This is a genomic window from Microbacterium sp. MYb64, from assembly GCF_002979495.1.
Classification (GTDB): Bacteria; Actinomycetota; Actinomycetes; order Actinomycetales; family Microbacteriaceae; genus Microbacterium; species Microbacterium azadirachtae_A.
Genome location: NZ_PCOW01000022.1, coordinates 39,655 through 62,419, shown reverse-complemented (window position 1 = coordinate 62,419; position 22,765 = coordinate 39,655). Strand labels below are relative to the sequence as shown.

At 72.0% G+C, this 22,765-nt stretch carries 16 protein-coding genes; 12 read left to right on the top strand and 4 right to left on the bottom strand.

All coding sequences use genetic code 11. The features are described 5' to 3' along the window. The first annotated feature begins 67 nt into the window (after positions 1-67). From CQ044_RS16300 to menC, 9 genes are all read left to right on the top strand, one after another. Positions 68-1,648: an ABC transporter substrate-binding protein gene (locus tag CQ044_RS16300; RefSeq protein WP_105689430.1), complete on the top strand. Its 1,581-nt coding sequence runs from the start codon at positions 68-70 to the stop codon at positions 1,646-1,648. Between the two features lie 11 nt (positions 1,649-1,659). Beyond that, on the top strand, positions 1,660-2,976 hold the full coding sequence (locus CQ044_RS16295; protein WP_146116812.1) for a serine hydrolase: 1,317 nt from the start codon (positions 1,660-1,662) through the stop codon (positions 2,974-2,976). Positions 2,977-3,126: 150 nt separating this feature from the next. Beyond that, positions 3,127-4,125, top strand: coding sequence for an ABC transporter permease (locus CQ044_RS16290; RefSeq protein ID WP_219844985.1), 999 nt, complete (start codon positions 3,127-3,129; stop codon positions 4,123-4,125). Continuing rightward, positions 4,125-6,071, top strand: coding sequence for a dipeptide/oligopeptide/nickel ABC transporter permease/ATP-binding protein (locus CQ044_RS16285; protein WP_105689428.1), 1,947 nt, complete (start codon positions 4,125-4,127; stop codon positions 6,069-6,071). Before CQ044_RS16290 ends, CQ044_RS16285 begins: the two co-directional genes overlap by 1 nt. Beyond that, a complete protein-coding gene (locus tag CQ044_RS16280; RefSeq protein WP_105689427.1) occupies positions 6,068-7,105 on the top strand; it encodes an ABC transporter ATP-binding protein in 1,038 nt (345 codons plus the stop codon). The genes CQ044_RS16285 and CQ044_RS16280 overlap by 4 nt, the downstream gene beginning before the upstream one ends. Positions 7,106-7,130: 25 nt before the next feature. Then, the gene (locus CQ044_RS16275; RefSeq protein ID WP_105689426.1) at positions 7,131-10,466 is read left to right on the top strand and encodes a serine hydrolase; all 3,336 of its coding nucleotides are present in this window, start codon (positions 7,131-7,133) and stop codon (positions 10,464-10,466) included. Beyond that, positions 10,466-11,599 carry a M20 family metallopeptidase gene (locus tag CQ044_RS16270; RefSeq protein WP_258133350.1) on the top strand — a complete coding sequence of 378 codons (1,134 nt, stop codon included), beginning with the start codon at positions 10,466-10,468 and terminating at the stop codon, positions 11,597-11,599. Before CQ044_RS16275 ends, CQ044_RS16270 begins: the two co-directional genes overlap by 1 nt. After that, the gene (locus CQ044_RS16265; protein ID WP_105689425.1) at positions 11,596-12,459 is read left to right on the top strand and encodes a GNAT family N-acetyltransferase; all 864 of its coding nucleotides are present in this window, start codon (positions 11,596-11,598) and stop codon (positions 12,457-12,459) included. Before CQ044_RS16270 ends, CQ044_RS16265 begins: the two co-directional genes overlap by 4 nt. After that, positions 12,456-13,562 carry an o-succinylbenzoate synthase gene (menC, locus tag CQ044_RS16260; protein ID WP_105689424.1) on the top strand — a complete coding sequence of 369 codons (1,107 nt, stop codon included), beginning with the start codon at positions 12,456-12,458 and terminating at the stop codon, positions 13,560-13,562. Before CQ044_RS16265 ends, menC begins: the two co-directional genes overlap by 4 nt. Positions 13,563-13,642: 80 nt before the next feature. On the opposite strand, the gene CQ044_RS16255 is transcribed toward menC, so the two are convergent. Together CQ044_RS16255 and CQ044_RS16250 are read right to left on the bottom strand one after the other, a co-directional pair. After that, positions 13,643-16,150 (bottom strand): FtsX-like permease family protein, encoded by a 2,508-nt coding sequence (locus CQ044_RS16255; RefSeq protein ID WP_105689423.1) that lies wholly within the window; start codon positions 16,148-16,150, stop codon positions 13,643-13,645. After that, entirely contained in the window at positions 16,150-16,914 is a 765-nt protein-coding gene (locus CQ044_RS16250; protein WP_105689422.1) for an ABC transporter ATP-binding protein, read from the bottom strand. The genes CQ044_RS16255 and CQ044_RS16250 overlap by 1 nt, the downstream gene beginning before the upstream one ends. 109 nt (positions 16,915-17,023) lie before the next feature. On the opposite strand from CQ044_RS16250, the gene CQ044_RS16245 reads away from it, so the two are divergent. The 3 genes from CQ044_RS16245 (at position 17,024) to CQ044_RS16235 (ending at position 20,658) form a co-directional block, all read left to right on the top strand. Next, positions 17,024-18,259: a sensor histidine kinase gene (locus tag CQ044_RS16245; RefSeq protein WP_105689421.1), complete on the top strand. Its 1,236-nt coding sequence runs from the start codon at positions 17,024-17,026 to the stop codon at positions 18,257-18,259. Next, entirely contained in the window at positions 18,247-18,885 is a 639-nt protein-coding gene (locus CQ044_RS16240; RefSeq protein WP_045272158.1) for a response regulator transcription factor, read from the top strand. The genes CQ044_RS16245 and CQ044_RS16240 overlap by 13 nt, the downstream gene beginning before the upstream one ends. Before the next feature lie 129 nt (positions 18,886-19,014). Next, positions 19,015-20,658 (top strand): helix-turn-helix domain-containing protein, encoded by a 1,644-nt coding sequence (locus tag CQ044_RS16235; RefSeq protein ID WP_219844984.1) that lies wholly within the window; start codon positions 19,015-19,017, stop codon positions 20,656-20,658. Positions 20,659-20,683: 25 nt separating this feature from the next. Here the strand turns inward: CQ044_RS16235 and CQ044_RS16230 are convergent, their stop codons facing one another. Together CQ044_RS16230 and mgrA are read right to left on the bottom strand one after the other, a co-directional pair. Beyond that, the gene (locus CQ044_RS16230) at positions 20,684-21,670 is read right to left on the bottom strand and encodes a 4-(cytidine 5'-diphospho)-2-C-methyl-D-erythritol kinase (RefSeq protein WP_105689419.1); all 987 of its coding nucleotides are present in this window, start codon (positions 21,668-21,670) and stop codon (positions 20,684-20,686) included. Between the two features lie 4 nt (positions 21,671-21,674). Further along, the gene (gene mgrA / locus CQ044_RS16225; protein WP_105689418.1) at positions 21,675-22,742 is read right to left on the bottom strand and encodes an L-glyceraldehyde 3-phosphate reductase; all 1,068 of its coding nucleotides are present in this window, start codon (positions 22,740-22,742) and stop codon (positions 21,675-21,677) included. Positions 22,743-22,765: the final 23 nt, after the last annotated feature.

Here is a 22,765-nt window from a genome sequence, read left to right as displayed (position 1 = left end):
CCTCCCCCCTCTCCGCACCATCCCCCTTCCCCATCCCGCACCACCCGAACACTGCTGGAGGCTTCTGATGCGACACCGCACCCCGCTCATCGCGATCCTCGGCGCGACCGCCCTCGTCCTGACGTCCTGCGCCGGAGGCGGCGCGGCCGGAGCCGGCAAGGACGCCGCGCTCGCGAACGGAAAGACGTTCACGCAGGCCATCGCGACCGACCCCGGCTCCCTCGATCCGTTCATCACGGCGATGTCCGTGGCGCGCGGCGTCGACCGGTTCCTGTACGCGCGCCTCATCGAGATCAAGGACGATGGCGGCATCACGTCCGGCCTCGCGGAGAAGTGGAGCGGCGACACCACGACCGCGACCTTCACGCTGCGCGACAAGCTCACCTGCGACGACGGCACGCCGCTCACGGCGACCGACGTCGCCGCCAACATCAGCCATGTCGCGGATCCCGCCACCGCTTCTCCCCTCATGGGGCTCCAGGTGCAGCCCGGCACGACGGCCGTCGGAGACGACGCCACGCGGACCGTGACGGTCACGAGCGGCCGCCCCGATTCCTTCCTCCTGCAGAATGTCGGCAGCATCTCGATCGTCTGCGGCACCGTGCTCAAGGACCCGAAGGCCCTCGCCGCCGGCAAGGGCGCCACGGGCATGTTCACGATGACCGAGATCACGCCGAACAGCCAGTACACCCTGACCCGCCGCAAGGACTTCACCTGGGGCCCCGGCGACTGGGATCCGACGCAGAAGGGCCTGCCGGACAAGGCCGTCTTCCGGATCATCCCGAACGAGACCACAGCGGCCAACCTGGTCATGTCCGGCGAGGTCAACGCCGCCGGCGTGCTCGGGCCGGATCAGCAGCGTCTCCAGAACGCCAAGCTCTTCAACACGCAGATCCTCGCCCCGGCGGGCCAGCTGATCTACAACCAGGCGAGCGGCAGGGCCACGGCGGATCCCGCTGTGCGCAAGGCGCTCACCCAGGCGGTGGATCTGGACCAGGCGCGTCAGGTCTTCGCGGGTGAGGTGCCGACCGGGTTCGTGACCGTCGCCCCCAACCCGTGCCGTGCCGACACCGTGAAGGGCAACATCCCCGGGTTCGACGCCAAGGCGGCCGGTTCCGCCCTCGACGCCGCGGGCTGGAAGCTCGGATCCGATGGGGTGCGCGCCAAGGACGGCAAGCCGCTCACGCTCAAGATGGTCTACGCCTCCGTCCTGGGCGACACCGGCACGGCCGCCGTCGAGCTCCTGCAGTCGATGTGGAAGAAGATCGGGGTGGACGTGACCGTGAAGTCCCTCGACGGGCCTTCGCTCAGCGAGACACTGCTCTCGACCGGGGACTGGGACATCTCGGGCGCCGGCGTCACGGTGGGTCTGCCGAGCTCTCTCGTGCCGTTCGTCTCCGGCCCGACCCCGCCGAACGGCTCCAACTTCGCGTCGATCGACGACCCCGCCTACGTCGCCGCGGTGACGGCCGCCTCCGCCAAGGCGGGCACCGAGGGATGCGACGACTGGGCGTCCGCCGAGAAGTCGCTGCTGACCACCTCGTCCGTGGTGCTCTACGCGACCGTCGCACGGCACACGTTCGCGAACAAGGCCACCTTCAGTGAGGGCGACGGCATCGACCCGACCTCGATCCGCATGTACGAGTGAGGGACCGCACCGTGCTGGATGAACTTCAGGAGCTGCTGGACCGCGGCGCTCACGAGATGAACGTGCCCGGCGTCGCGGTCGGCATCGTGGACGGCGGCACGGAGCACGTGCTCACCACGGGCGTCGCCTCCACCGCGACGGGGGCGCCCGTGACCGCGGACACCCTTTTCGCGATCGGATCCACCTCGAAGACCGTGACGGGCACGGCCGCCATGCGTCTCATCGAGCAGGGAGCCTTCGACCTGGACACCCGGGTCGCGGAGCTCCTGCCCGACCTCCGCCTGGCCGACGAGGCTGCGCTCGAACAGCTCAGGGTGCGGCACCTGCTCACGCACTCCGGCGGCTTCCTCGGCGACATCGAGGATGATTCCGAGGACTGGGGGCCCGACGCCCTGCGGAAGAGCATCGCCGGCTTCGGCGAGCTCCCGCAGCTCTTCCCTCCCGGGGCGATCGCGTCCTACAGCAACAGCGGCCTGCGACTGCTCGGCCACCTCTGCGCCGTCGTGTCCGGTCGCAGATTCGAGGAGCTCATCACTGAGACGGTCCTCGCGCCCCTCGGGATGACGGACAGCGTGTACTTCCCGTGGGAGGCGATCACCCGGCCCGTCGTGACCGGCCATGTCATCGTCGACGGCGTGGCCGCGCCGGCCCCGATGTGGGGCCTCGCCCGTGACCTGGCGCCCGAGGGCGGCCTGCTCTCCTCGGTCCGCGACCAGCTGCGCTACGCACGGTTCCAGCTGCGCGGCGACGCCGAGGGATCCGCCCCGATCCGCGACGAGACGCGGCGGACGATGCAGCTCGCGCACATCGAGGTGGGCCCGCCGCTGGAGAGCATCGGACTCCCCTGGCTGCTCACGCACGTCGGCGACGCGCGCGTGGTGCGCCACGGCGGGAACATCAGCAACCTGCAGCTCAGCGAGATGGTGCTGCTGCCCGACCACGACCTCGCCGTGACCGTGCTGACGAACGCGACGAGCGGGCTCGGTCCCCAGATCGTGTCCTGGTGCCTGGAGAACCTGCGCGGGATCCGTCCCGCGCCGGCGGAGGACGTGGTGCTCCACGCGTCGCCCGACGATGTCGTCGGGCGCTACGACGTCAACCTCTGGCAGAACGTGGTGACGCGCGAGCAGGACGAGATCGTGATCACGCCCGAGCTGCGCCAGGACCTTATCGACCTTGGTCTGCCGTCTCTGCCCACCGTGCGCGCGACACTCGGCGCAGATCTGCTGCTGCGCGACGCCGAGGGGCGCTCGGTCGGCCGCTTCCTCACCGCGGCGGACGGCACCGAGTTCCTGCACATGGGGCTGCGCGCGGCCCCGCGGATCTGATCCGCCGACCGATGGGCGGGCGACGTTGTCATCGTGCACAACTTCGCCCGCCCTTCTCGTGGCGGCCGACAACCCGGCCCCGCCACCCGGTCAATAGCCTCGGTCCCACCGGACCCGCCTCGATCTTTCCGCACCCGTGAGGACCCAGCCGTGACCAGCACCACCGCCACCCAGGCGATACTCATCCGATCCGCACGGTCGGGCAGCCCCTGGCTGTCCTTCCTGGTCCGTCGCGGAGGTCTTTTCGTCCTGTCGGTCTGGGTGCTGGTCACGGCTGCTTTTCTGATGATCCATCTCGTGCCGGGAGATCCGGTGCGTGCCGCCCTCGGCCTGAACGCGCCCGTCGCGCTGGTCGAGGCGCGCCGGGCGGCGCTCGGCCTGGACCAGCCGCTGATCGTCCAGTATCTGCACTACCTCGGCAACCTCTTCACGGGCGACATGGGCGTCTCGATGCTCACCAACCAGCCCGTCTCAGAGATCATCGCGACCCGCCTCCCCGCGACCCTGCAGCTCGCGCTGCTCGCCGTGCTGGTCGTGCTGCTGGCCTCGGTGCCGATCGGCGTCACGATGGCGGTGGCGACGCGCGGCGGCCGTCGGCGCGGACTCGAGCTGAGCTTCGCGGTCGTGAGCGTCGTGCTCGCGGCGATCCCCGAGTTCCTCCTCGCGGTCGGGCTCGTGTACGTCTTCGCCGTCTCCCTCGGATGGCTCCCGATCGCCGGCTCCTCCGGACCGCTCTCCTTCGTGCTTCCCGTGGCGGCGCTCGCCGTGGGCCCGATCGCCGTGTTCTCCCGCCTGATCCGCGTCGAGGTGCTGAGCGTGCTGGGGCAGGACTACATCCGCACGGCGCGTGCCAAGCGGCTGCTCCCCCGTCGCGTCTACACGCGCCACGCGCTCCCCAACGCGATGACGTCGACCCTGACTCTCACGGGTCTCCTGCTGGCGGGCATGGTCACCGGCACCGTGCTGGCAGAGAACGTCTTCGCCTGGCCCGGCCTCGGCACCATGATCGTGCAGTCGATCCTGACCAAGGACTACCCCGTGGTGCAGGCGATCGTCCTGGTCTACGGCATGGGCGTGCTTCTCGTGAACCTGGTGATCGACATCGCCCTCGCCGTCCTCGATCCGCGCTCCACGATCAAGGAGGCCTGATGTCCGCCGCAGCCACGATCAAGAAGGTCGTCCGCACCCCGCTCGGATCCGTCTCGCTGGTCCTCGTGCTCCTGCTCGTGCTGGTCGCCGTGCTGGGTCCGCTGGTCTGGGGCGCGCAGGCGGAGCAGATCGACCCCGCCGCCGCCTACCGTGCCCCGAGCGCGGCCCACCTGCTCGGCACGGACGCCCTCGGCCGCGACGTACTCGCCCGCGTCCTGGTCGCCACGCGCCTGTCCCTGGGACTCGCGATGGCCGCAGTGCTGATCGGGGTCGTCACCGGGACCGTGCTCGGCACCGCCCCGGCCGTCCTGCCCCGGTGGGCGGGCCGCATCCTCTCCACGTTCGTCAACATCGCCGTCGCCTTCCCCGGGCTGTTGCTGGCGCTGTTCCTCGCGGTGATCTTCGGCGTGGGCACCGTCGGATCGGTCCTCGCGATCGGCTTGGCGATGGCCCCGGGCTTCGCCCGCCTCACCCAGACGCTGTCCGCGGCGATCGCCGGGCGCGACTTCATCGCCGCGGCGCGCGTGGCCGGCGTCTCGCGCTTCCGCGTGCTGCTCCGGCACATCCTGCCCAACATCGGCGAGCCGCTCATCGTCAACGCGACGATCAGCGCGGGCGGCGCGCTCCTCGCCTTCGCCGGCCTGTCGTTCCTCGGGCTCGGCGTGCAGGTGCCGGCGTACGACTGGGGCCGGCTCCTCGGCGAGGGACTCAACCGCATCTACCTGAACCCCGCCGCCGCCCTCGGTCCCGCCGCCGCGGTGGTGATCGCCGGGCTCGCCTTCAACCTCCTCGGCGAGACCGCCGCTGCAGCCCTCGGCGGCCGCAACGCACGGCGCCCGCGCCGGCTCCCCCAGACCGCCCCCACGGGCGACCCCGGGCACGCGCAGGTCGTGAACGATGACATGGTTCTCCTCGTCGACGATCTGCGCGTGTCCTTCCCCTCAGCGGACGGCTGGGTCACCCCGGTCCGCGGCGTGAGCTTCTCTATCTCCCGCGGCGAGGCGATCGGCGTCGTCGGCGAGTCCGGATCCGGCAAGAGCCTGACCGCCCTGGCCGCGGCGCAGCTCATCGAACGACCCGGTCACGTGGACGCGACCAGGCTCGAGTTCTGCGGCACGCCGCTGCTCGACGCCCCGGAGCGGACGCTGCGCCCCCTGCTCGGCACCTCGCTCGCGATGGTGTTCCAGGATCCGATGACCTCGTTCAACCCCACCCGCCGGATCGGCTCGCAGCTGGCCGAGGCCGCCGCAGAGCATCAGGGCCTGGGCCGCACGGCCTCGATGGCACGGGCGATCGAGCGCCTCAAGGCGGTGCGCGTGCCGGCGGCCGAGCGGCGCGCACGACAGTTCCCGCACGAGTTCTCCGGCGGCATGCGGCAGCGCGCGATGATCGCGATGGGCCTGATGAACCACCCTCGGCTCATCATCGCCGACGAGCCCACCACGGCCCTCGACGTCACCGTGCAGCGCCAGGTGCTGCAGCTGCTCGCGAGCGTGCGCCGCGACACCGAGGCCGCGATCCTGCTGATCAGCCACGACATCGCCGTCGTCGCGCAGACCTGCGATCGCGTGCTCGTGATGTACGCGGGACGCATCGTCGAGGACCTCCCCGCGAGCCGGCTGAACGAGAGCGCCCGGCACCCGTACACGCGCGCACTGCTCGACGTCGTCCCCGAGCTGGACACCGACCGGGGCGCACCGCTGCGCATGATCCCCGGCCGTCCGCCGGCACCCGGGGCGTTCCCCGCCGGGTGCGCGTTCGCAGACCGCTGCCCGCTCGCCTCCGCCCTGTGCCGCGAGCAGGACCCCGCGCTGACCGATGCGGGGGACGGCCACAGGGTCGCCTGCTGGCATCCGGTCGACGGCACGATGCCGGTCGCCGCGGTGCCCACGATCACCACGGCCGTGCCCGTGCCCGACTTCGAAACCCAGGAGGTCGTCCGATGAGCGAGCTGCGTTTCGACCGGGTGAGCGTCCGCTACGGCACCCACCGCTCCGGCCTCACCGCCGTCGACGATGTGAGCCTCGTCGTCCCCTCCGGCTCGGTCGTGGGCCTCGTCGGCGAATCCGGATCCGGCAAGTCAACGCTCGCCCGCGCCGCGATCGGCCTCGCCCCGATCAGCGGCGGCGCGATCACGCTCGACGGCGCCGATGTCCGCTCGCTCCGCCGGCGCAGGCCCATCCAGATGGTGTTCCAGGATCCGTTCTCCTCGCTCGACCCGCGGATGAGCATCGGCGAATCGATCGCGGAGGCACTGCCGCGCAGCCTGCGCGGCGGCGCAGCCCGGCGGGCCAGAGTGGCGGAGCTGCTCGAGATGGTCAGCCTCGACCCGGAACGCGCCGGATCCCTTCCTGCGGCGCTCTCCGGCGGTCAGCGTCAGCGCATCGCCCTGGCCCGCGCGCTCGCCGCGGATCCCGAGGTCGTGATCGCCGACGAGATCACCTCGGCGCTCGACGTCTCCGTGCAGGGCTCGGTGCTCAACCTCGTCCGCGAGCTGCGGCGAGAGCTGTCGCTCACGATGCTGTTCATCTCGCACAATCTCGCCGTGGTCCGCTATCTCAGCGATCATCTCGCTGTGATGTACCTCGGCCGCATCGTCGAGTTCGGTCCGACCGAGCAGGTCCTCGCAGACCCGCAGCATCCGTACACGCGGGAGCTGCTGGCCGCCGCGCCGACGAGGCACGGCGACCTGCTGCGCACGGGTGACACCGCGGCGCTCGATGCGGAGCCGCCGGACCCGCACTCGCCGCCGAGCGGGTGCCGCTTCCATCCGCGGTGCCCGATCGGGCCTGCCGCGCATCCGGATCGGGCGGTCTGCCGCACCGTGATCCCCGTCCTGCCCACGGGCGTCCGCGGCGCCTCGTGCCACTTCGCGGCCTTCGGCGACGCCCGCTCGGCCGCGCCTGTGCGCGGCTCCCAAGAGGGGGCTGGCCTTTCGGCGGGCACGACAACATCCGCCGTCCCCGTGCGGACACAGTGAGTACCGACCACCGATTGGAGTCCGCATGAACCGCCCCGCGACCGTCGACGACCTCCTCGCCATCGCCTCCCCCGAGCAGCCCGCCCTCTCCCCCGACGGCACGCGCGTCGTGTACGCGCTGCGCACGACGGACCGCGACGCCGACCGCGACCTCCGTTCGCTGTGGCAGGTCTCCACGAACGGAGGCGAGCCGGAGCGGCTCACCCGAGGAGACGCGGACAGCACACCCGAGTGGAGCCCGGACGGATCCGCGCTCGCCTTCCTGCGCGCCACGGACGGCCCGGCGCAGCTCTGGCTGCTTCCCGCGTCAGGAGGGGAGGCCCGCGCTCTCACCGCGCTGCCGCTCGGCGCCGGCTCCCCGCAGTGGAGCCCCGACGGCGCACGCATCGCGTTCGCCGCCCCGGTGGACAGCGCCGCCCTGCCCGGCGAGGGCGCGGACACGATCCTCGCCCGCCGCTCCGCGCCGACCGTCGCCGACCGCCTCGGGTACAAGATCGACGGCGCCGGCCGACTCGGAACGCTCGTGCAGCAGGTGCACGTCGTCGACGTGGCCACCGGGGCCGTCACCGTGCTGACCCGCGGTCACGCCCACGCGTCCGATCCGTTCTGGTCGCCCGACGGCTCCCTCCTGGCCTATTCCTCGGCACCGGACGACGACGCCGACCTCACCCTGCGCATCCAGGTCTTCGTCACCTCCTCGACCGATGCGAACAGCGCCCCCGTGCGGGTGAGCGCCGCCGATGTGCAGGCGAGCCCCGTCGGCTGGAGCACCGACGGAAAGCACGTGCTGGCCGCCGGCCGCACCGACACCGAGGTCGGCAACGCCGATCTGCTGCTCTTCCCGCTCTCCGGCGGCGCTCCGATCGACCTCACCTCCGCACTCGACCGCAACGTGATGCCCGGCGGTCCCGGGTACCCCGGCGGCATGCCGCAGCACGCCGCCGACGGAGCGCTCGTGTTCTGCCTGCGTGAGAACGGATCCTCCCACCTCTGGCGCATCGCGGAGGACGGCGCGGGCGCCCGCGCGCTCGTGGACGGCACGGCCAACGTCTCCGGCCTCTCGGTCGCCGGCTCGGCCGCCGCGATCGTGCGGTCGACCCCCGACTCCTTCGGCGAGGTCGTCCTGGTCGACCTCGTCGAAGGCACGACCACGGTGCTCACCACGTCGCCCGCTCCCGGCTTCGACCTCGTCCCCGCCGAGGAGCGCAGGTTCACGATCTCCGACGGCACCGTGGTCACCGGATGGCTGCGCCGGGATCAGGACGCCTCGGGACCGCTGCCCCTGCTGCTCGACGTGCACGGCGGCCCGCACAACGCCTGGAACGGCGCGGCCGACCTCGTCCACCCGTACCACCAGGTGCTCGCGAGCCGCGGCTGGGCGATCCTCACCCTCAACCCGCGCGGCAGCGACGGCTACGGCAACGCGTTCTTCCGCGCCGTGGCCGGCGGCTGGGGCGTGAGCGACGCGAACGACTTCCTCGAGCCGATCGACGCGCTCGTCGCCGAGGGCATCGCGGATCCGGCGCGCCTCGCGATCACGGGCTACAGCTACGGCGGGTTCATGACCTGCTACCTCACCTCGCGCGACGACCGCTTCGCGGCCGCCGTCGCCGGCGGCGTCGTGACCGACCTGTTCTCGATGGGCGGCACGTCCGACATGGGCCACTTCCTCTCCGCGAAGGAGAACGGCGGCCTGCCGTGGCGGGACGAAGCCCTCATCTCGGCGCAGTCGCCGTTCACGCACGTCGACCGGGTGACCACCCCGACCCTGATCCTGCACGGCGCCGAGGACGACCGCTGCCCCGTCGGGCAGGCCGAGCAGTGGTTCACCGCCCTGCGCGAGCGCGACGTGCCCGCCCGCCTCGTGCTGTACCCGGGCGGCTCGCACCTGTTCCCCCTGTCCGGTCCCCCGTCGCACCGCGCCGACTTCTCCCAGCGCGTGATCGACTGGGTCGAGCAGTACGCCCCGGCGGCCGGACGGCCGGTGCGCGCGCGGCTGGACGCCCGGCATTGGCAGCAGCGGCTCAGCGCCCTCGCGACCGCGCACAAGGTTCCGGGTGCGACGCTCGGCATCCTCCGTCTCGGCGAGGAGCCCGTCTTCGCCCGCCACGGAATCCTGAACGCGCGCACCGGGGTCGCCACGACCGATGACTCGCTGTTCCAGATCGGATCCATGACGAAGGTCTGGACGACCACGGCGATCATGCGGCTCGTGGACGACGGCGTGCTCGACCTCGACCGCCCGGTCGTGGAGTACCTGCCCGAGTTCCGCTCCTCCGAGGACGAGACCACAGGCACCGTGACGCTCCGGCATCTGCTCAACCACACGAGCGGCATCGACGGCGACGTGTTCACCGACACCGGTCGCGGGGACGACGCTCTCGAGAAGTACGTCGGGATCCTCGACGGCGTCGCGCAGAACCACCCGATCGGCGCGACCATGTCCTACTGCAACTCGGGCTTCGTGCTGGCCGGACGCGTGATCGAGAAGGTCACCGGGACCACTTGGGATCAGGCCCTGCGCGACCTCGTGATGACGCCGCTCGGCCTGGAGCACTCGGCGACGCTGCCCGAGGAGGTGCTGCTGCACAGCGCGGCCGCGGGCCACACCGAGATCCTCGACGACGGGCCGAAGCTCGCCCCCGCCTGGATGCTGCCCCGCGCGATGGGGCCGGCCGGGCTGGTCTGCTCCACGACCGCCGACGTGCTCGCCTTCGCGCGCATGCACCTCACCGGCGGCCTCGCCGCGGACGGCACGCGAGTGCTCTCCGAGCGCAGCGTGGCACGCATGCAGCAGCGCGAGGTCGACATGCCGAACCCCTACACGCTCGGCGATGCCTGGGGAGTCGGCTGGATCCTGTTCGACTGGAACGGACGGCGGCTGTACGGTCACGACGGCAACACGATCGGGCAATCCGCGTTCCTGCGGGTGCTGCCCGACGAGGGCGTCGCGGTCACCCTGCTGACGAACGGCGGCGGCGCGCATGACCTCTACCTCGAGCTCTTCGAGGAGATCTTCTCGGAGGTCGCCGACGTGCACCTCCCCGAGGAGCTCGCTCCGCCCGAGGACCCTTTCGTGTCCGATTTCTCGGAGCTGTTCGGCACCTATGACCGGGCCGGGGTGCGGGCGGAGGTGTTCGAGTCGGATGCCGGACTGAGGCTGCGCACCACGATGACGGGCCCGCTCGCGAAGCTCCTTCCGGATCCGGTCGAGGAGCATGCGCTGATCCCGGTGCGGGAGAACGAGTTCGTCCTCCGCCCCGAGGGCTCGCAGGCCTGGAACGCCGTGGTCTTCTACCGCCTCGCCACCGGCGAGCAGTACCTGCACTACGGCGTGCGCGCCGCGCCGAAGGTCTCGTGATGGCCGCGCAGGCCCGCACGGCAGAGGTTCCGGAGATGGCCCTCGCCGCGATCGTCGCGGACATCGGCACGCTGGTGCGCTGCGAGTCGCCCTCGCACGACCGGGAGGCACTCCTCCGCAGCGCCGACGTCACCGCCGCACTCGGCGAGCGCGTGCTCGGCGCTGCTCCGGAGCGCATCGTCATCGACGGCACACCCCATCTGCGCTGGCGGTTCGGCACGCCCCGCGTGCTGCTGCTCGGCCACCATGACACGGTGTGGCCGGTCGGCTCGCTCGAACGCCTTCCCTTCGGCGTCGAAGACGGCGTCCTGCGCGGACCGGGGTGCTTCGACATGAAGACCGGCGTGGTGATGGCGATGCACGCCGTCGCCGCGCTCGACGACCGCGAGGGCGTGAGCATCCTCATCACGGGCGATGAGGAGCTCGGATCTCCGTCGTCGCGCACCCTCATCGAGACGGAGGCACGCGACTGCGCGGCGGCCCTCGTGCTCGAGGCCTCGGCCGACGGCGGCGCGGTGAAGGTGGCCCGCAAGGGCGTCTCGGTCTACCGCGTGCTCGTCACCGGACGGGCCGCGCACGCAGGCCTCGAACCCGAACGCGGGGTGAACGCCTCGGTCGAAGCCGCACACCTCATCCTCGCGATCGCGGCGCTCGGCGATCGCGACGCCGGCACGACCGTGACGCCCACGCTGCTGCGAGCGGGCACCGCGAGCAACACGGTGCCCGCGGAGGCCGAGTTCTCGGTCGACGTGCGCGCGGTCTCCCGCGCAGAACAGGAGCGCGTCGACCGGGCGCTGCACGCACTCGGCGCGACCCTTCCCGGCGCCGAGGTGCGCATCGTGGACGGCCCGCGGAGCACGCCGATGGAGCGGAGCGCCTCCGCCGACCTGTTCGCCCGCGCTCGCGCGATCGCCGCCGACCTTGGACTCGCGCCGCTCGAGGGCGTCGCCGTGGGCGGCGGCTCGGACGGCAACCACACGGCGGGCATCGGGGTGCCGACCCTCGACGGCCTCGGCGCCGTCGGCGGCGGCGCGCACGCCGACGACGAGCACGTGATCGTCGGCATGATCCCGGAGCGCATCGCGCTGCTGCGAGAACTCATCGCGGATATCCGGACAGGAGGCGGAAGATGACCATCATGGGAACCTCCATGCAGGAGACCGCGGCCGCCGCGGATGCCGCCGGCGCCGCTGCCGCGGAAGCCGGGATCGAAGTCCGGATCCTCTCCCAGGTCGAGGAGTTCGCTCAGGTGACCGCGCTGTTCCGCAGCATCTGGACCGCCGAGGGCGACCGTGCGCCGGTCAACGTGGAGACGCTGCGCGCGCTCTCGAAGGCCGGAAGCTACGTCGGAGGAGCCTTCGAGGGCGATGAGCTCGTCGGCGCGTGCTTCGGGTTCTTCGCAGCTCCCGAGCGGAGGGCGCTGCACAGCCACATCGCGGGAGTGTCGGCGCGCATGCGCGGGCGGAACGTGGGCTTCGCGCTCAAGGTGCACCAGCGATCCTGGGCGCTCGAGCAGGGCCTCGACGAGATCTCCTGGACCTTCGACCCGCTGATCAGCCGCAATGCGTATTTCAATCTCGTGAAGCTCGCCGCCACTCCGACCGGATACCTCCGCAACTTCTACGGTCAGATGAGCGATGCGCTGAACGGCGCGGACGACACCGATCGGATGCTCGTCACCTGGTATCTGCACGATCCGGCGGTGACGGCGGCGTGCCGCGGCTCCGCTCCCGACGCGCCGACGGCTCTCGCCGAGCCGCTGCTCTCCCGCGAGGACGACACGATTCCGGTCGTGCACGAGACCTCGGCCCGGCTGGTCCGCGTCTCGCTCCCCCGCGACATCGAATCCCTCCGCCGCACGGATCCGGAGCTCGCCACGCGCTGGCGCCTCGCCGTGCGCGCGACCCTCGGCGACCTCATGGACGAAGGAGCGCGCGTGCTCTCCTTCGACCGCTCCGGCGCCTACACCATCGACAGAGGAGAAGTGCAATGAAGCTCAGCGGGATCGAACTCCGCGTCATCGAGATGCCCCTGGTGTCTCCGTTCCGCACGTCGTTCGGCGTCGCGACCGCGCGCGAGGCACTGCTCGTGCGGGCCGTCACAGATGAGGCCGAGGGCTGGGGCGAGGGCGTCGCGATGGCCGATCCGCTGTACTCCTCGGAGTACGTCGAGGCGAGCGTCGATGTGATCACCCGCTTCCTGCTCCCGGCGCTGGCCCAGGTGCCCGACCTCGACGCCGCCAAGGTCGCGCCGGCCCTGGCGAAGTTCAAGGGCCACCGGATGTCGAAGGCGGCCATCGAGCTCGCGATCCTCGACGCGGAGCTGCGCGCCAGGGGCGTGCCGCTCTCTCGCGAGCTGGGAGCGGTGCGCGCCCAGGTCGACTGCGGGGTCTCCGTGGGGATCATGGACTCGATCCCCGAGCTCCTCGACGCCGTGGGCGGCTATCTGGACGAGGGCTACGTCCGGATCAAGCTCAAGATCGAGCCGGGATGGGACGTCGAGCCCGTGCGCGCCGTCAGGGAGCGCTTCGGCGACGACGTGCTGCTGCAGGTGGACGCCAACACCGCGTACCACCGCGGCGACGCCGGGCACCTCGCGCGCCTCGACCCGTTCGACCTGCTGCTCATCGAGCAGCCGCTGGACGAGGAGGATCTGCTCGGCCACGCCCAGCTGGCGAAGGCCGTGCGGACGCCGATCTGCCTGGACGAGTCGATCGTGTCCGCCCGCGCGGCGGCCGACGCGATCGCCCTCGGCGCGTGCTCGATCGTGAACATCAAGCCGGGCCGGGTCGGCGGCTATTTGGAGGCCCGGCGGATCCACGACGTCTGCGCCGCCAACGACATCCCCGTGTGGTGCGGCGGCATGCTCGAGACGGGGATCGGCCGGGCGGCCAACGTCGCGCTCGCCGCCCTTCCCGGCTTCACCCTCCCCGGCGACACGTCCGGCTCGGACCGCTACTACCGGCACGACATCACGGATCCGTTCGTGATCGAGAACGGCACGCTCACCGTGCCGACCGGCCCGGGAATCGGTGTCACCCCGACTGCGGAGGCGCTCGAGGAGGTCACGGTCCGCACCGAGTGGATCACGTTCTGATCCCTCTGTTCCGCTGACCTCCGCGACGAGAAGGGCGGCCCCGCATCCGCGGGGCCGCCCTTCTCGTCGTCAGCACGCGATCACTGCCGGGATCCGATCTCCTCGATCGGCCGGGTGCGCATCGCGCCCAGGGTCGCGACCCACAGGGTCGCCAGAGCCAGGGCGCCCATCGTGCCGACGAGTCCCAGCACGGCGAGCAGCGGAAGCTCCGGCACGAGCCGGCCCGAGATGCCGATGCTCATCCCGATGAGGGGCGGGATCGCGACGATGATGCCGAACGCCGTCGAGATCACCGCGACCATCACCGCTTCGGTCCGCATCATGGCCCGCACCTGACGTCGCGAGGATCCGATCAGCTGCAGGAGCGCGAACTCCCGTGAGCGCTCTCCCGTCGCCATCACGAGCGTGTTGACCACCGCGATCGCGATGTAGCCGAGGATCACGATCAGCGCCACGAGGTTCACCCAGCCCTGCTGCGACTGCGCGTCGGCCCCCGCGGCCTTCTGCCCGGCCCCGGGGACGACGTGCAGCCCCCGTGCGGTCGCGGCGGCCTGCACCTGGTCTGCCTGCCCGGCGTCGACGGCGACGAGCGCGAAGGCGTCGAGTCCGCTCGTGGTGCGCGCACGCACCGCCTCGGCGTCCATCGTGAGATCGCCGAATCCGAGACCGCGCTCGTAGACCGCGACGACCGTCGCGTGCAGCGGCGTGCCGTCGCCGAACCAGCCCTCGATCGCGTCTCCCAGGCCGACGCCCCAGGTCTGCGCCGCATCGGTGCTCACGGCCACGGTCTCCGCGCCGCCGAGCCCGGTCAGCGCGCCCGACCGGACCTGGAGGTCCATGGTGCGTTCGACCGCTCGCGGATCGACGCCCTGCAGCACGGGTTCGGCGTTCTTCGGCGTGCCGTCGAACTCCTTGTATCCGATGATGGCGCCGCTCAGAGCGATGGAGCCGACCGCGGTCACGCCGGGGATCTCCCCGAGTCCTGCGACCGCGCCCGACGACAGGCCCGCGGGGGCGCTGACCCGCAGAGCCGCGGTCACGCCCGCGTCCGCCTGCGCGGCGGATTCGTGCGCGACGATCGACGGAGCGCCGATCTGCACGAGCCCGAGGCCCACGCCCAGGGCGATCGGGAGGATCGCGCCGGCCAGGCGGCGACTGCTCGCGATGCCGTTGGCCGAGGCCAGGAAGCCGGCCGCAGACAGGCGGCTCAGGAGCGGAGCGGCGGCACGCATCACGAGGGCGACGAGCCACGGGCCCAGCAGAGCGAGGGCCACGATGAGCATCAGTGCTGCCGCGGCCGAGGCCCCGGCCGCGGCCACCCCGCGAGCGAACAGCGGGACGGCGGACACCGCGAGACCTGCCACGGCGAGGATCCCGCCGCTCACGAACCGGCCCCGCCCGATGCGCGTCGGCCCGCTCGAGGACTCCCGGAGCGCCTCGATCGGATCCAGTCCGGCCGGTCGGCGGGCGGCGATCCTCGCGGCCGCCCACGCGGCGCCCAGCACGAGCAGCAGAGCGCCGACGGCGGGCGAGGGGCCGACCGCGAGCGCGAAGTCGCCCGGGATCACCCCACCGGAGACGAACGCCCTCTGCAGCACGCCGGACAGGAGGTATCCGGGGACGATGCCGAGGACGCCCGCGACGACCGCGATCGACATCACCTCACGCGACACCAGCGCGTGCACCTGCTTCGGGCTCGCTCCCACGGCCCGCAGCAGCGCGAAGTCGCGACGACGGGACTGCACCGACAGCGACAGCGTGCCGGACACGATGAACAGCGCGACCAGGACGCAGGTGCCGACGAAGGCGCTGCCGATCGTCACGAGCGTCGAACGCGCCGCTCCGGAATCGAGGAACTCGATGTCGCCGCGCCCCGCGCCGGTCTGCACGGCGAGGCCGGGCACCGCGCCGCGGATCGCAGCCGCGACCTCCGCCGCGTCCGCCCCTTGCACGGGGAACACCCCGAGGGTCTGCGCGGCGCCGCCTCGGGGATCCAGCTCCGCGATGCGCGCGCTGCTGAGGTAGACCTGCGGAGCGCGTTCGGTGCCGACCGCGTCGACGACGCCGACGACCCGGTACTCGGCAGGAGCCCCGCCGTGCGCGAGCAGGATCCGGGCGCCGGGGCCTTCCGCGCCGCCGGCGGTCACGACGACCTCGTCTGCGCCCGCGGGCTCTGCGCCCTCCCGCAGGGCGGAGCCCGCCAGGGCGACCGCGCTCCAGGGATGCGCTTCCACGAGGCGCCCGTCCGCGTCCGCGAGGGGCACGGTGACATCGGCGACGACGTGGTCGACGCCCGGAACCGCCGCGACCTGCGCCGCCGCATCCTCGGGCAGGGGCGCGCGTTCGTGCAGCGGGATCGGGAGATCCTCCGGCACCTCGACCTGCTGCGAGGCTCCGACGACGACAGGAGCCGCCGTGTAGCGGACCGGGGCGAGCCCGCCGCGGACACCGGACTCCACCAGGACACCCAGGCCGGTGACGAGGGCGCTCGCGACGAACACCGCGACGGCCACGCCGACGAAACCGCCCCTGTTCTGCCTGAGGTCGGCGCGGACGAGCCGGCCGAACCCCAGTCGTGCGCCCGCCATCACCACTCCCCCAGCGCGCTCATGCGGTCCGTGATCTCCGCGGGCGTCGCCCCGTCGAGGTGACCCGCGAACGCGCCGTCCGCGAGGAAGATGACGCGATCCGCGTGCGAGGCCACGACGGGATCGTGCGTGACCATCACGACCGTCTGCGCGAGCGCCTTCGTGGTGTGCGCCAGTAGGTCGAGCACCTGCTTGCCCGACCGCGAATCGAGCGCGCCGGTGGGCTCATCGCCGAAGACCACGTACGGCCGCGTGATCAGCGCGCGGGCGATCGCCACGCGCTGCTGCTGCCCGCCGGAGAGCTCCGAGGGACGCCGCCGACGGTGTTCGGACAGCCCGACCGATTCGAGCAGGAAGTCGAGCCATTCCCGGTCGAGCCTCTGGCGCGCGAGCCGCAGCGGGAGCGTGATGTTCTCCTCGACGTTCAGGGCCGGGAGCAGGTTGTACGCCTGGAACACGAAGCCGACGTGATCCCGCCGGAACTCCGTGAGCCGCCGCGCGCTGAGCGAGGAGACCTCGGTGTCGCCGAGGACGACGCGGCCGCTCGTCGGCCGGTCGAGTCCTGCGGCGCTGTGCAGCAGCGTGCTCTTGCCGGATCCCGACGGCCCCATGATCGCGGTGAAGGTCCCCCGGGCCAGGGTGAGGTCGACGCCGCGCAGCGCGGGGACGGCGTTCGCTCCGGACCCGTAGGTCTTCACGATGTTCTCGAGACGGAGCGCGTCGCCGGGCTGCGCGGGCCGGGACGGTGCGGATGAAGTTGTCATGCTTCGACGCTAGGAACGACGACGGGCGGTGCCCATCCTGCTGGGCACCGCTCGGATGGTGCAGCTGGCTGTACCGTGCGGGGCGTCGGGCTCGGGCAGACTTGTCGGGATGACTCAGGGACCGGTGCGGCGCTGGCTGCGGGATTGGCGCTTCGTGGCCGTCGAAGCCGTGACGTCCGCCGTGTCGATCCTGTTCTTCTGCGCTGGCCTCGTGCTCGTTCCGCTCATGATCATCCCGGGCGGCGTCCTCCTGCTCCCGGGAGCGGTCAGGATCCTGCACGGCTGGTCGGACCGCGCCCGCCGCCGGGTCGGCTCCTACCGACGCGAGAGCATCCGGGGGCATGCGCCGGTGCCGCGGGACCTGCGGTCGATCGACGAGCGGATCCAGCTCGCGTTCTCCCCCGCGACCGTGCGCGACGCGCTCTGGCTCGCGGTCGACGCGATCCCCCTCTTCTCCGTCGCGATCGTGACGATCGTGATCCCGCTGGGCGCGGTGAACTCCCTGGCGGTGCCGTTCTACTGGCAGTTCGCCCCGGTCGACGAGCCGGTGACCGCGCCGTACCCCGTCACCTCCTGGCCGCTCGCGGCGACGATGCCGCTCATGGCCCTCGTCTACGTGCTGATCTCCTGGGCGCTCATCCCCGCGGTCGCCCGCCTGCTGGCGCTGATCTCCTCGCGTCTGCTCGCCGCTCCCGCGCGGTCGAGCCTGGCCGAGCGCGTGGATGCCCTGACGCTGAGCCGGGCGGCCGCGCTGGACGCGCACGCCGCCGAGCTGCGGCGCATCGAGCGCGACCTGCACGACGGCGCCCAGAACCGGCTCGTCTCGGTCGTCATGATGCTCGGGATCGCCGAGCGCTCGATGCAGGGCGAGGACGCGCAGACCGTCGAGCAGCTGCGCCGTGCGCAGGACGCGGCGACCGAGGCGCTCTCGGCCCTGCGCCGCACGGTCCACGACATCTACCCGCCGATCCTCGACGAACTCGGTCTCGAGGGCGCCCTGGCCTCGCTCGCCGGCCGCAGCGCCGTGCCCTGCACGCTCGAGACGGGAGGGGTGGGCAGAGTGCCCGCCGCGGTCGAATCCGCGACCTACTTCATCGTCGCCGAAGCGCTCAGCAACGTGAGCAAGCACAGCGCGGCGGCCCGCGCCGCCGTGCGGGTGCGACGCCGCGACGACGTTCTCGAGGTCGCCGTCGAGGACGACGGCATCGGCGGCGCCGTGGAGCGCCCCGGTGGGGGCTACGCCGGGATCCGCAAGCGCCTCGAAGCCTTCGAGGGCGCGATGACGCTCACCAGCCCGCCGGGCGGGCCGACAGTGCTGAGGACGGAGCTGCCATGCGGATCGTGATCGCCGAAGACGACACCCTGCTGCGGGAGGGGCTCGCCCTCCTGCTGCGGAGCGAGGGGTTCGACGTGATCGCCGCGGTGGACAACGGCGAGGACTTCCTCGCCCGTCTCGACGAGGCGGACGCCGCGGTGCTCGACGTGAGGATGCCCCCGACGTTCACGAGCGAGGGACTCAAGGCCGCCGCCGAGGCGCGTCGCCGTCGCCCCGGCTTCCCCGTGCTGGTGCTCTCCGCCTACGTCGAGGACCGCTACGCCGGAGAGCTCCTCGCGGACGGTGCGGGCGCCCTCGGCTACCTCCTCAAGGAGCGGGTCGGGAAGGTCGCCTCGTTCGTCGACGCACTGCACCGGGTGTCCGCCGGCGGGACCGTCATGGATCCCGAGGTCATCTCGCAGTTGATGAGCCGTCGCCGCGCCGACGACCCGGTCCGCGCGCTCACTCCGCGCGAGCGCGAGGTGCTCGGCCTCATGGCGGAGGGGCTCGACAACGCCTCGATCGCCGGCCGCCTCTTCGTCACCGAGACCGCGGTGAGCAAGCACATCGGCAACATCTTCGCGAAGCTCGGGCTCGCCGCCAGCGACAGCGGTCATCGTCGGGTGCTCGCGGTCCTCGCCTACCTGCGCAGCTGAGCCCGGATCCCGCATGACGTTCCTGCCGCGCCCCGCCCCTTCGTCGAATACGACGAACTCCGCCCTCGATTCGGGCGTGCCGCACCATCGCGGCCCTCACGCCCACCGCCTACCCTGGGGGCTGTGCTCATGTCAATGACGACGCGACCGCGTGCCAGCCTCGGGCGCGTGGTGGAGGACCTCGGCAACACGCTCCTCGAGGTGGTGTGCGGTGCGGCCGACGGCGACGCCGAGATCGAGACCGTCGTCATCCACGACGTGCTCGACGACGGGATGCCGATGCGCGGGGCCATGGTGCTGGGCGTGGGGCTGAGCGATCCGGCCGAGATCGCCGAGCTGCTCGTGGTGCTCGCCGCGCAGCAGGCCACCGCCCTCGTGCTGCGCGCTCCGGTGCGCGCGGAGGAGCAGGTGCTCGCGGCGTCCGAGGCGGCGGGCATCCCGGTGCTCGCCCTCACGCGCGGCGCATCCTGGGCGCAGCTGGCCGCCATGCTCCGGTCCCTGATCGCGGAGGGCGACGTCGGTGAGCAGGGCGCCCAGACGCTCGGCGGCATGCCCTCGGGCGACCTCTTCGCCCTGGCCAACGCGATCGCCACTCTGCTCAACGCGCCGGTGACCATCGAAGACCGCAATTCGCGCGTCGTGGCCTTCTCCGGACGCCAGGACGAGGCGGACCCCGCCCGCGTGGAGACGGTCCTGGGGCGTCAGGTCCCCGAGCGCTTCACCCGCCAGCTCGAGGAGCGCGGCGTCTTCCGGGACCTGTACCGCAGCGAGGATCCGATCGACATCGACCCGGTCGACGCCGACGGGGTCCCCTCGATCCCCCGGGTCGCACTCGCTGTGCGCGCGGGCGACGAGATCCTCGGCTCCATCTGGGCCGCCGTGCGCGAACCGCTGACCGCGGATCGCGTGCGGGCGCTGAAGGACTCCGCAGGGCTCGTCGCCCTGCACATGCTCCGCCGGCGCGCGGGCGCCGACGTCGAGCGGCGGCTCCGCGCCGACCTGCTCGCCACGGTGCTGGAGGGCGGCAGCGGCGCCGCGGACGCCGCGTCCCGGCTCCGGCTCGACGGGCACCGCTGCGTCGTGCTCGCCCTCGCCGCCGCGGATCGCACCAGGGACGAGTCCTCGGCGGACGCCAGGGCCATCGCGGAGCGGCAGCACATCGCGGATGCGTTCGCGATGCATCTCGGCGCGGTCTACCTGCGCTCCGCGGTCGCACCCATCGGCGACGTCGTTTACGCCGTCGTCGGGATCCGCGCCGATCACGGCGACGCCGACCTCCGCGCATCGCGGGTCGCGTCCGACTTCCTCGGTCGACTCGGCAGCACGCGAGAAGTGCGCGTCGGGGTCGGCACCGTCGCCGAGGACGTGCAGGGCATCCCGGCGTCGCGCGTGAACGCGGATCGCGCGCTGCGCGTGCTGCAGCACTCCCCGCACCGCGAACCGGTGGCGCTGTTCACCACGGTGCAGGTGGACGCCCTGCTCGTCGAGCTCGGCGACCTCGCCCGCGCGCGCGGGGATCAGCCGACCGGCCCGGTCCGGCTGCTGATCGATCACGACCGCGAGAAGGGCACCCAGCTCGTCGAGACGCTGCGGGCTTGGCTGGACGCGTTCGGCGACGTCAGCATCGCGGCCGCTCGCATCTACACGCACCCGAACACGTTCCGCTACCGGCTGCGCCGGCTCGCCGAGATCAGCGGGCTGGATCTCGCAGACCCCGAATCGCGGTTCTCCGCGATGATGCAGCTGCGCCTGCTGACCGCTGAGGAGCGCTGAGCCCCGGACAGCCGCGTGGTCGATCTCAGTCGTCCGCGGAGACGACGTGCGCGCCGCGCACCGGGCCGTGCGCCCGCAATGCGGTGCGCCCCCACCCGCGCAGCCGCTCGCCGGTGCTGTCCGCGCCTTCGGCGGTCTCGCAGAGGAACGCGATGGTCGGGCCAGAGCCCGACACGATGCCGCCGACGACGGGCCCGCCGCCCTCGCCGACCACCGCGTCGATCGTCTCCTCGAGCTGAGGGCGCAACCGGAAGGATCCGGCCTCCAGCTGATTGCGCAGGCTCTGCCCGAGTTCGAACGCCTCGCCGGAGAGCAGCGATTCGAAGAACGACGGCGGCACCTGCACAGGATCCAGGCGGCGGCGCTGAGCGTGCCGCTGCGGATCGCTCTTCAAGTCCTCCGCCATCACCATGTCGAATGCGCGGTACACCGCGGGCGTGGACAGGCCCTCCTCGTCGAGGAGCAGAACCCATTCGTACCGGCCTCGGGACAGCGCAGGCGTCAGCACATCTCCGCGCCCCGACCCGACGGCGGTGCCGCCCATCAGCGAGAAGGGCACGTCCGCTCCGAGCCGCGCGGCGAGCTCGTGCAGACGCCCGTGGTCGAGACCCGTGCGCCACAGCTCGTTGCAGGCCACGAGCGCGGCCGCGGCATCGGCGGATCCTCCCCCCATCCCGCCGGCGACGGGCACGCTCTTGTGCACGTCCAGGTGCACGCCGCCCGCGTAGCCGGTGGCCGCGGCGAGCACCTTGGCCGCGCGCATCGCGAGGTTGCGGTCGTCGAGCGGGACCGTGGACGGATCCGCCACGCCGAAGACCGAGAGCGTGAAGTCATCCGCAGGGGTCGCGATCACGTCCTCGTAGAGCGACACGGCCTGGAAGACCGTGGAGAGCTCGTGGTAGCCGTCATCGTCGAGCTCCCCGACGCCGAGGAAGAGGTTGACCTTGCCCGGCGCGCGTACGTGCACGCGCTGCACCGGCTGCTCGTCCGCCTGTTCCTCCGCGATGCTCATCGGCTCACAGCTCCGACGAGACCGACCACAGGTTCACGTCGAGGCCTGCGCCCGCGATGCCGTCGATGCGGGCGATCTCCGCAGCCGTGAGCTCCGGCGCGTCGAGAGCGGCGAGGTTCTCATCGAGCTGCGCCGGACGCGAGGCGCCGATGAGCGCCGAGGCCACCACGCCGTCGCGGAGCACCCACTGCAGCGCCAGCTGGGCGAGGCTCTGCCCTCGCTCGCGGGCGAGTTCGTTGAGCGCCCGCAGGATCGCGAGGCCCTCGTCGCTGAGCGGCTTGTCGGGCAGGGACCCGCGCTTCTGCGCGCGCGCCGCGGTGCCGTCACCGAGGTACTTGTCGGTGAGCAGTCCCTGCGCGAGCGGGGTGAACGCGATCGCGCCCATGCCCTCCTCGCGGAGGGTCTCGGTGAGCCCGCCCTCGACCCAGCGGTTCAGGATCGAGTAGGACGGCTGATGGATGACCAGCGGCGTGCCGAGCTCGCGGGCGACGTCCATCGCGGCCTCGGTGCGCTCCGCGCTGTAGGAGGAGATGCCGACGTACAGCGCCTTGCCCTGGCGGACCAGGGTGTCGAGAGCGCCGATGGTCTCCTCGATCGGCGTGACGGGGTCCACGCGGTGCGAGTAGAAGATGTCGACGTAGTCCAGTCCCATCCGGGTCAGCGACTGCTCGGCGCTCGCCAGGATGTACTTGCGGCTCCCGAGGTCGCCGTACGGTCCCGGCCACATGTCCCAGCCCGCCTTCGACGAGATGATCAGCTCGTCGCGGTACGGCCGGAAGTCCTCCGCGAAGATGCGGCCGAAGTTCTTCTCGGCGGATCCGTAGGGCGGTCCGTAGTTGTTCGCCAGGTCGAAATGCGTGATGCCCCGGTCGAAGGCATGCCGCAGCAGCGTGCGCTGATCGTCCAACGGGATGTTGTCGCCGAAGTTCCACCACAGCCCGAGCGAGATGGCCGGCAGGTACAGACCGGAGGATCCGACCTGACGGAAATGCGCCCCCTCGTACCGGTCCGCCGCAGCGGAATAGGGGCGGTGGATGTCGAGGACGTCTGGGCGGAAGCGCGGCTCGGTCACCGTCCCAGGTTAGCGTCGCCCGC

Excerpts from the sequence above, each read along its gene's own strand:
- CQ044_RS16250 (WP_105689422.1), bottom strand. The coding sequence starts at position 16,914 with ATGACAACTTCATCCGCACCGTCCCGGCCCGCGCAGCCCGGCGACGCG.
- CQ044_RS16280 (WP_105689427.1), top strand. The coding sequence starts at position 6,068 with ATGAGCGAGCTGCGTTTCGACCGGGTGAGCGTCCGCTACGGCACCCAC.
- CQ044_RS16300 (WP_105689430.1), top strand. The coding sequence starts at position 68 with ATGCGACACCGCACCCCGCTCATCGCGATCCTCGGCGCGACCGCCCTC.
- CQ044_RS16265 (WP_105689425.1), top strand. The coding sequence starts at position 11,596 with ATGACCATCATGGGAACCTCCATGCAGGAGACCGCGGCCGCCGCGGAT.
- CQ044_RS16285 (WP_105689428.1), top strand. The coding sequence starts at position 4,125 with ATGTCCGCCGCAGCCACGATCAAGAAGGTCGTCCGCACCCCGCTCGGA.
- CQ044_RS16230 (WP_105689419.1), bottom strand. The coding sequence starts at position 21,670 with ATGAGCATCGCGGAGGAACAGGCGGACGAGCAGCCGGTGCAGCGCGTG.
- CQ044_RS16235 (WP_219844984.1), top strand. The coding sequence starts at position 19,015 with ATGTCAATGACGACGCGACCGCGTGCCAGCCTCGGGCGCGTGGTGGAG.
- CQ044_RS16275 (WP_105689426.1), top strand. The coding sequence starts at position 7,131 with ATGAACCGCCCCGCGACCGTCGACGACCTCCTCGCCATCGCCTCCCCC.
- CQ044_RS16240 (WP_045272158.1), top strand. The coding sequence starts at position 18,247 with ATGCGGATCGTGATCGCCGAAGACGACACCCTGCTGCGGGAGGGGCTC.
- CQ044_RS16255 (WP_105689423.1), bottom strand. The coding sequence starts at position 16,150 with ATGGCGGGCGCACGACTGGGGTTCGGCCGGCTCGTCCGCGCCGACCTC.
- CQ044_RS16245 (WP_105689421.1), top strand. The coding sequence starts at position 17,024 with ATGACTCAGGGACCGGTGCGGCGCTGGCTGCGGGATTGGCGCTTCGTG.
- CQ044_RS16270 (WP_258133350.1), top strand. The coding sequence starts at position 10,466 with ATGGCCGCGCAGGCCCGCACGGCAGAGGTTCCGGAGATGGCCCTCGCC.
- menC (WP_105689424.1), top strand. The coding sequence starts at position 12,456 with ATGAAGCTCAGCGGGATCGAACTCCGCGTCATCGAGATGCCCCTGGTG.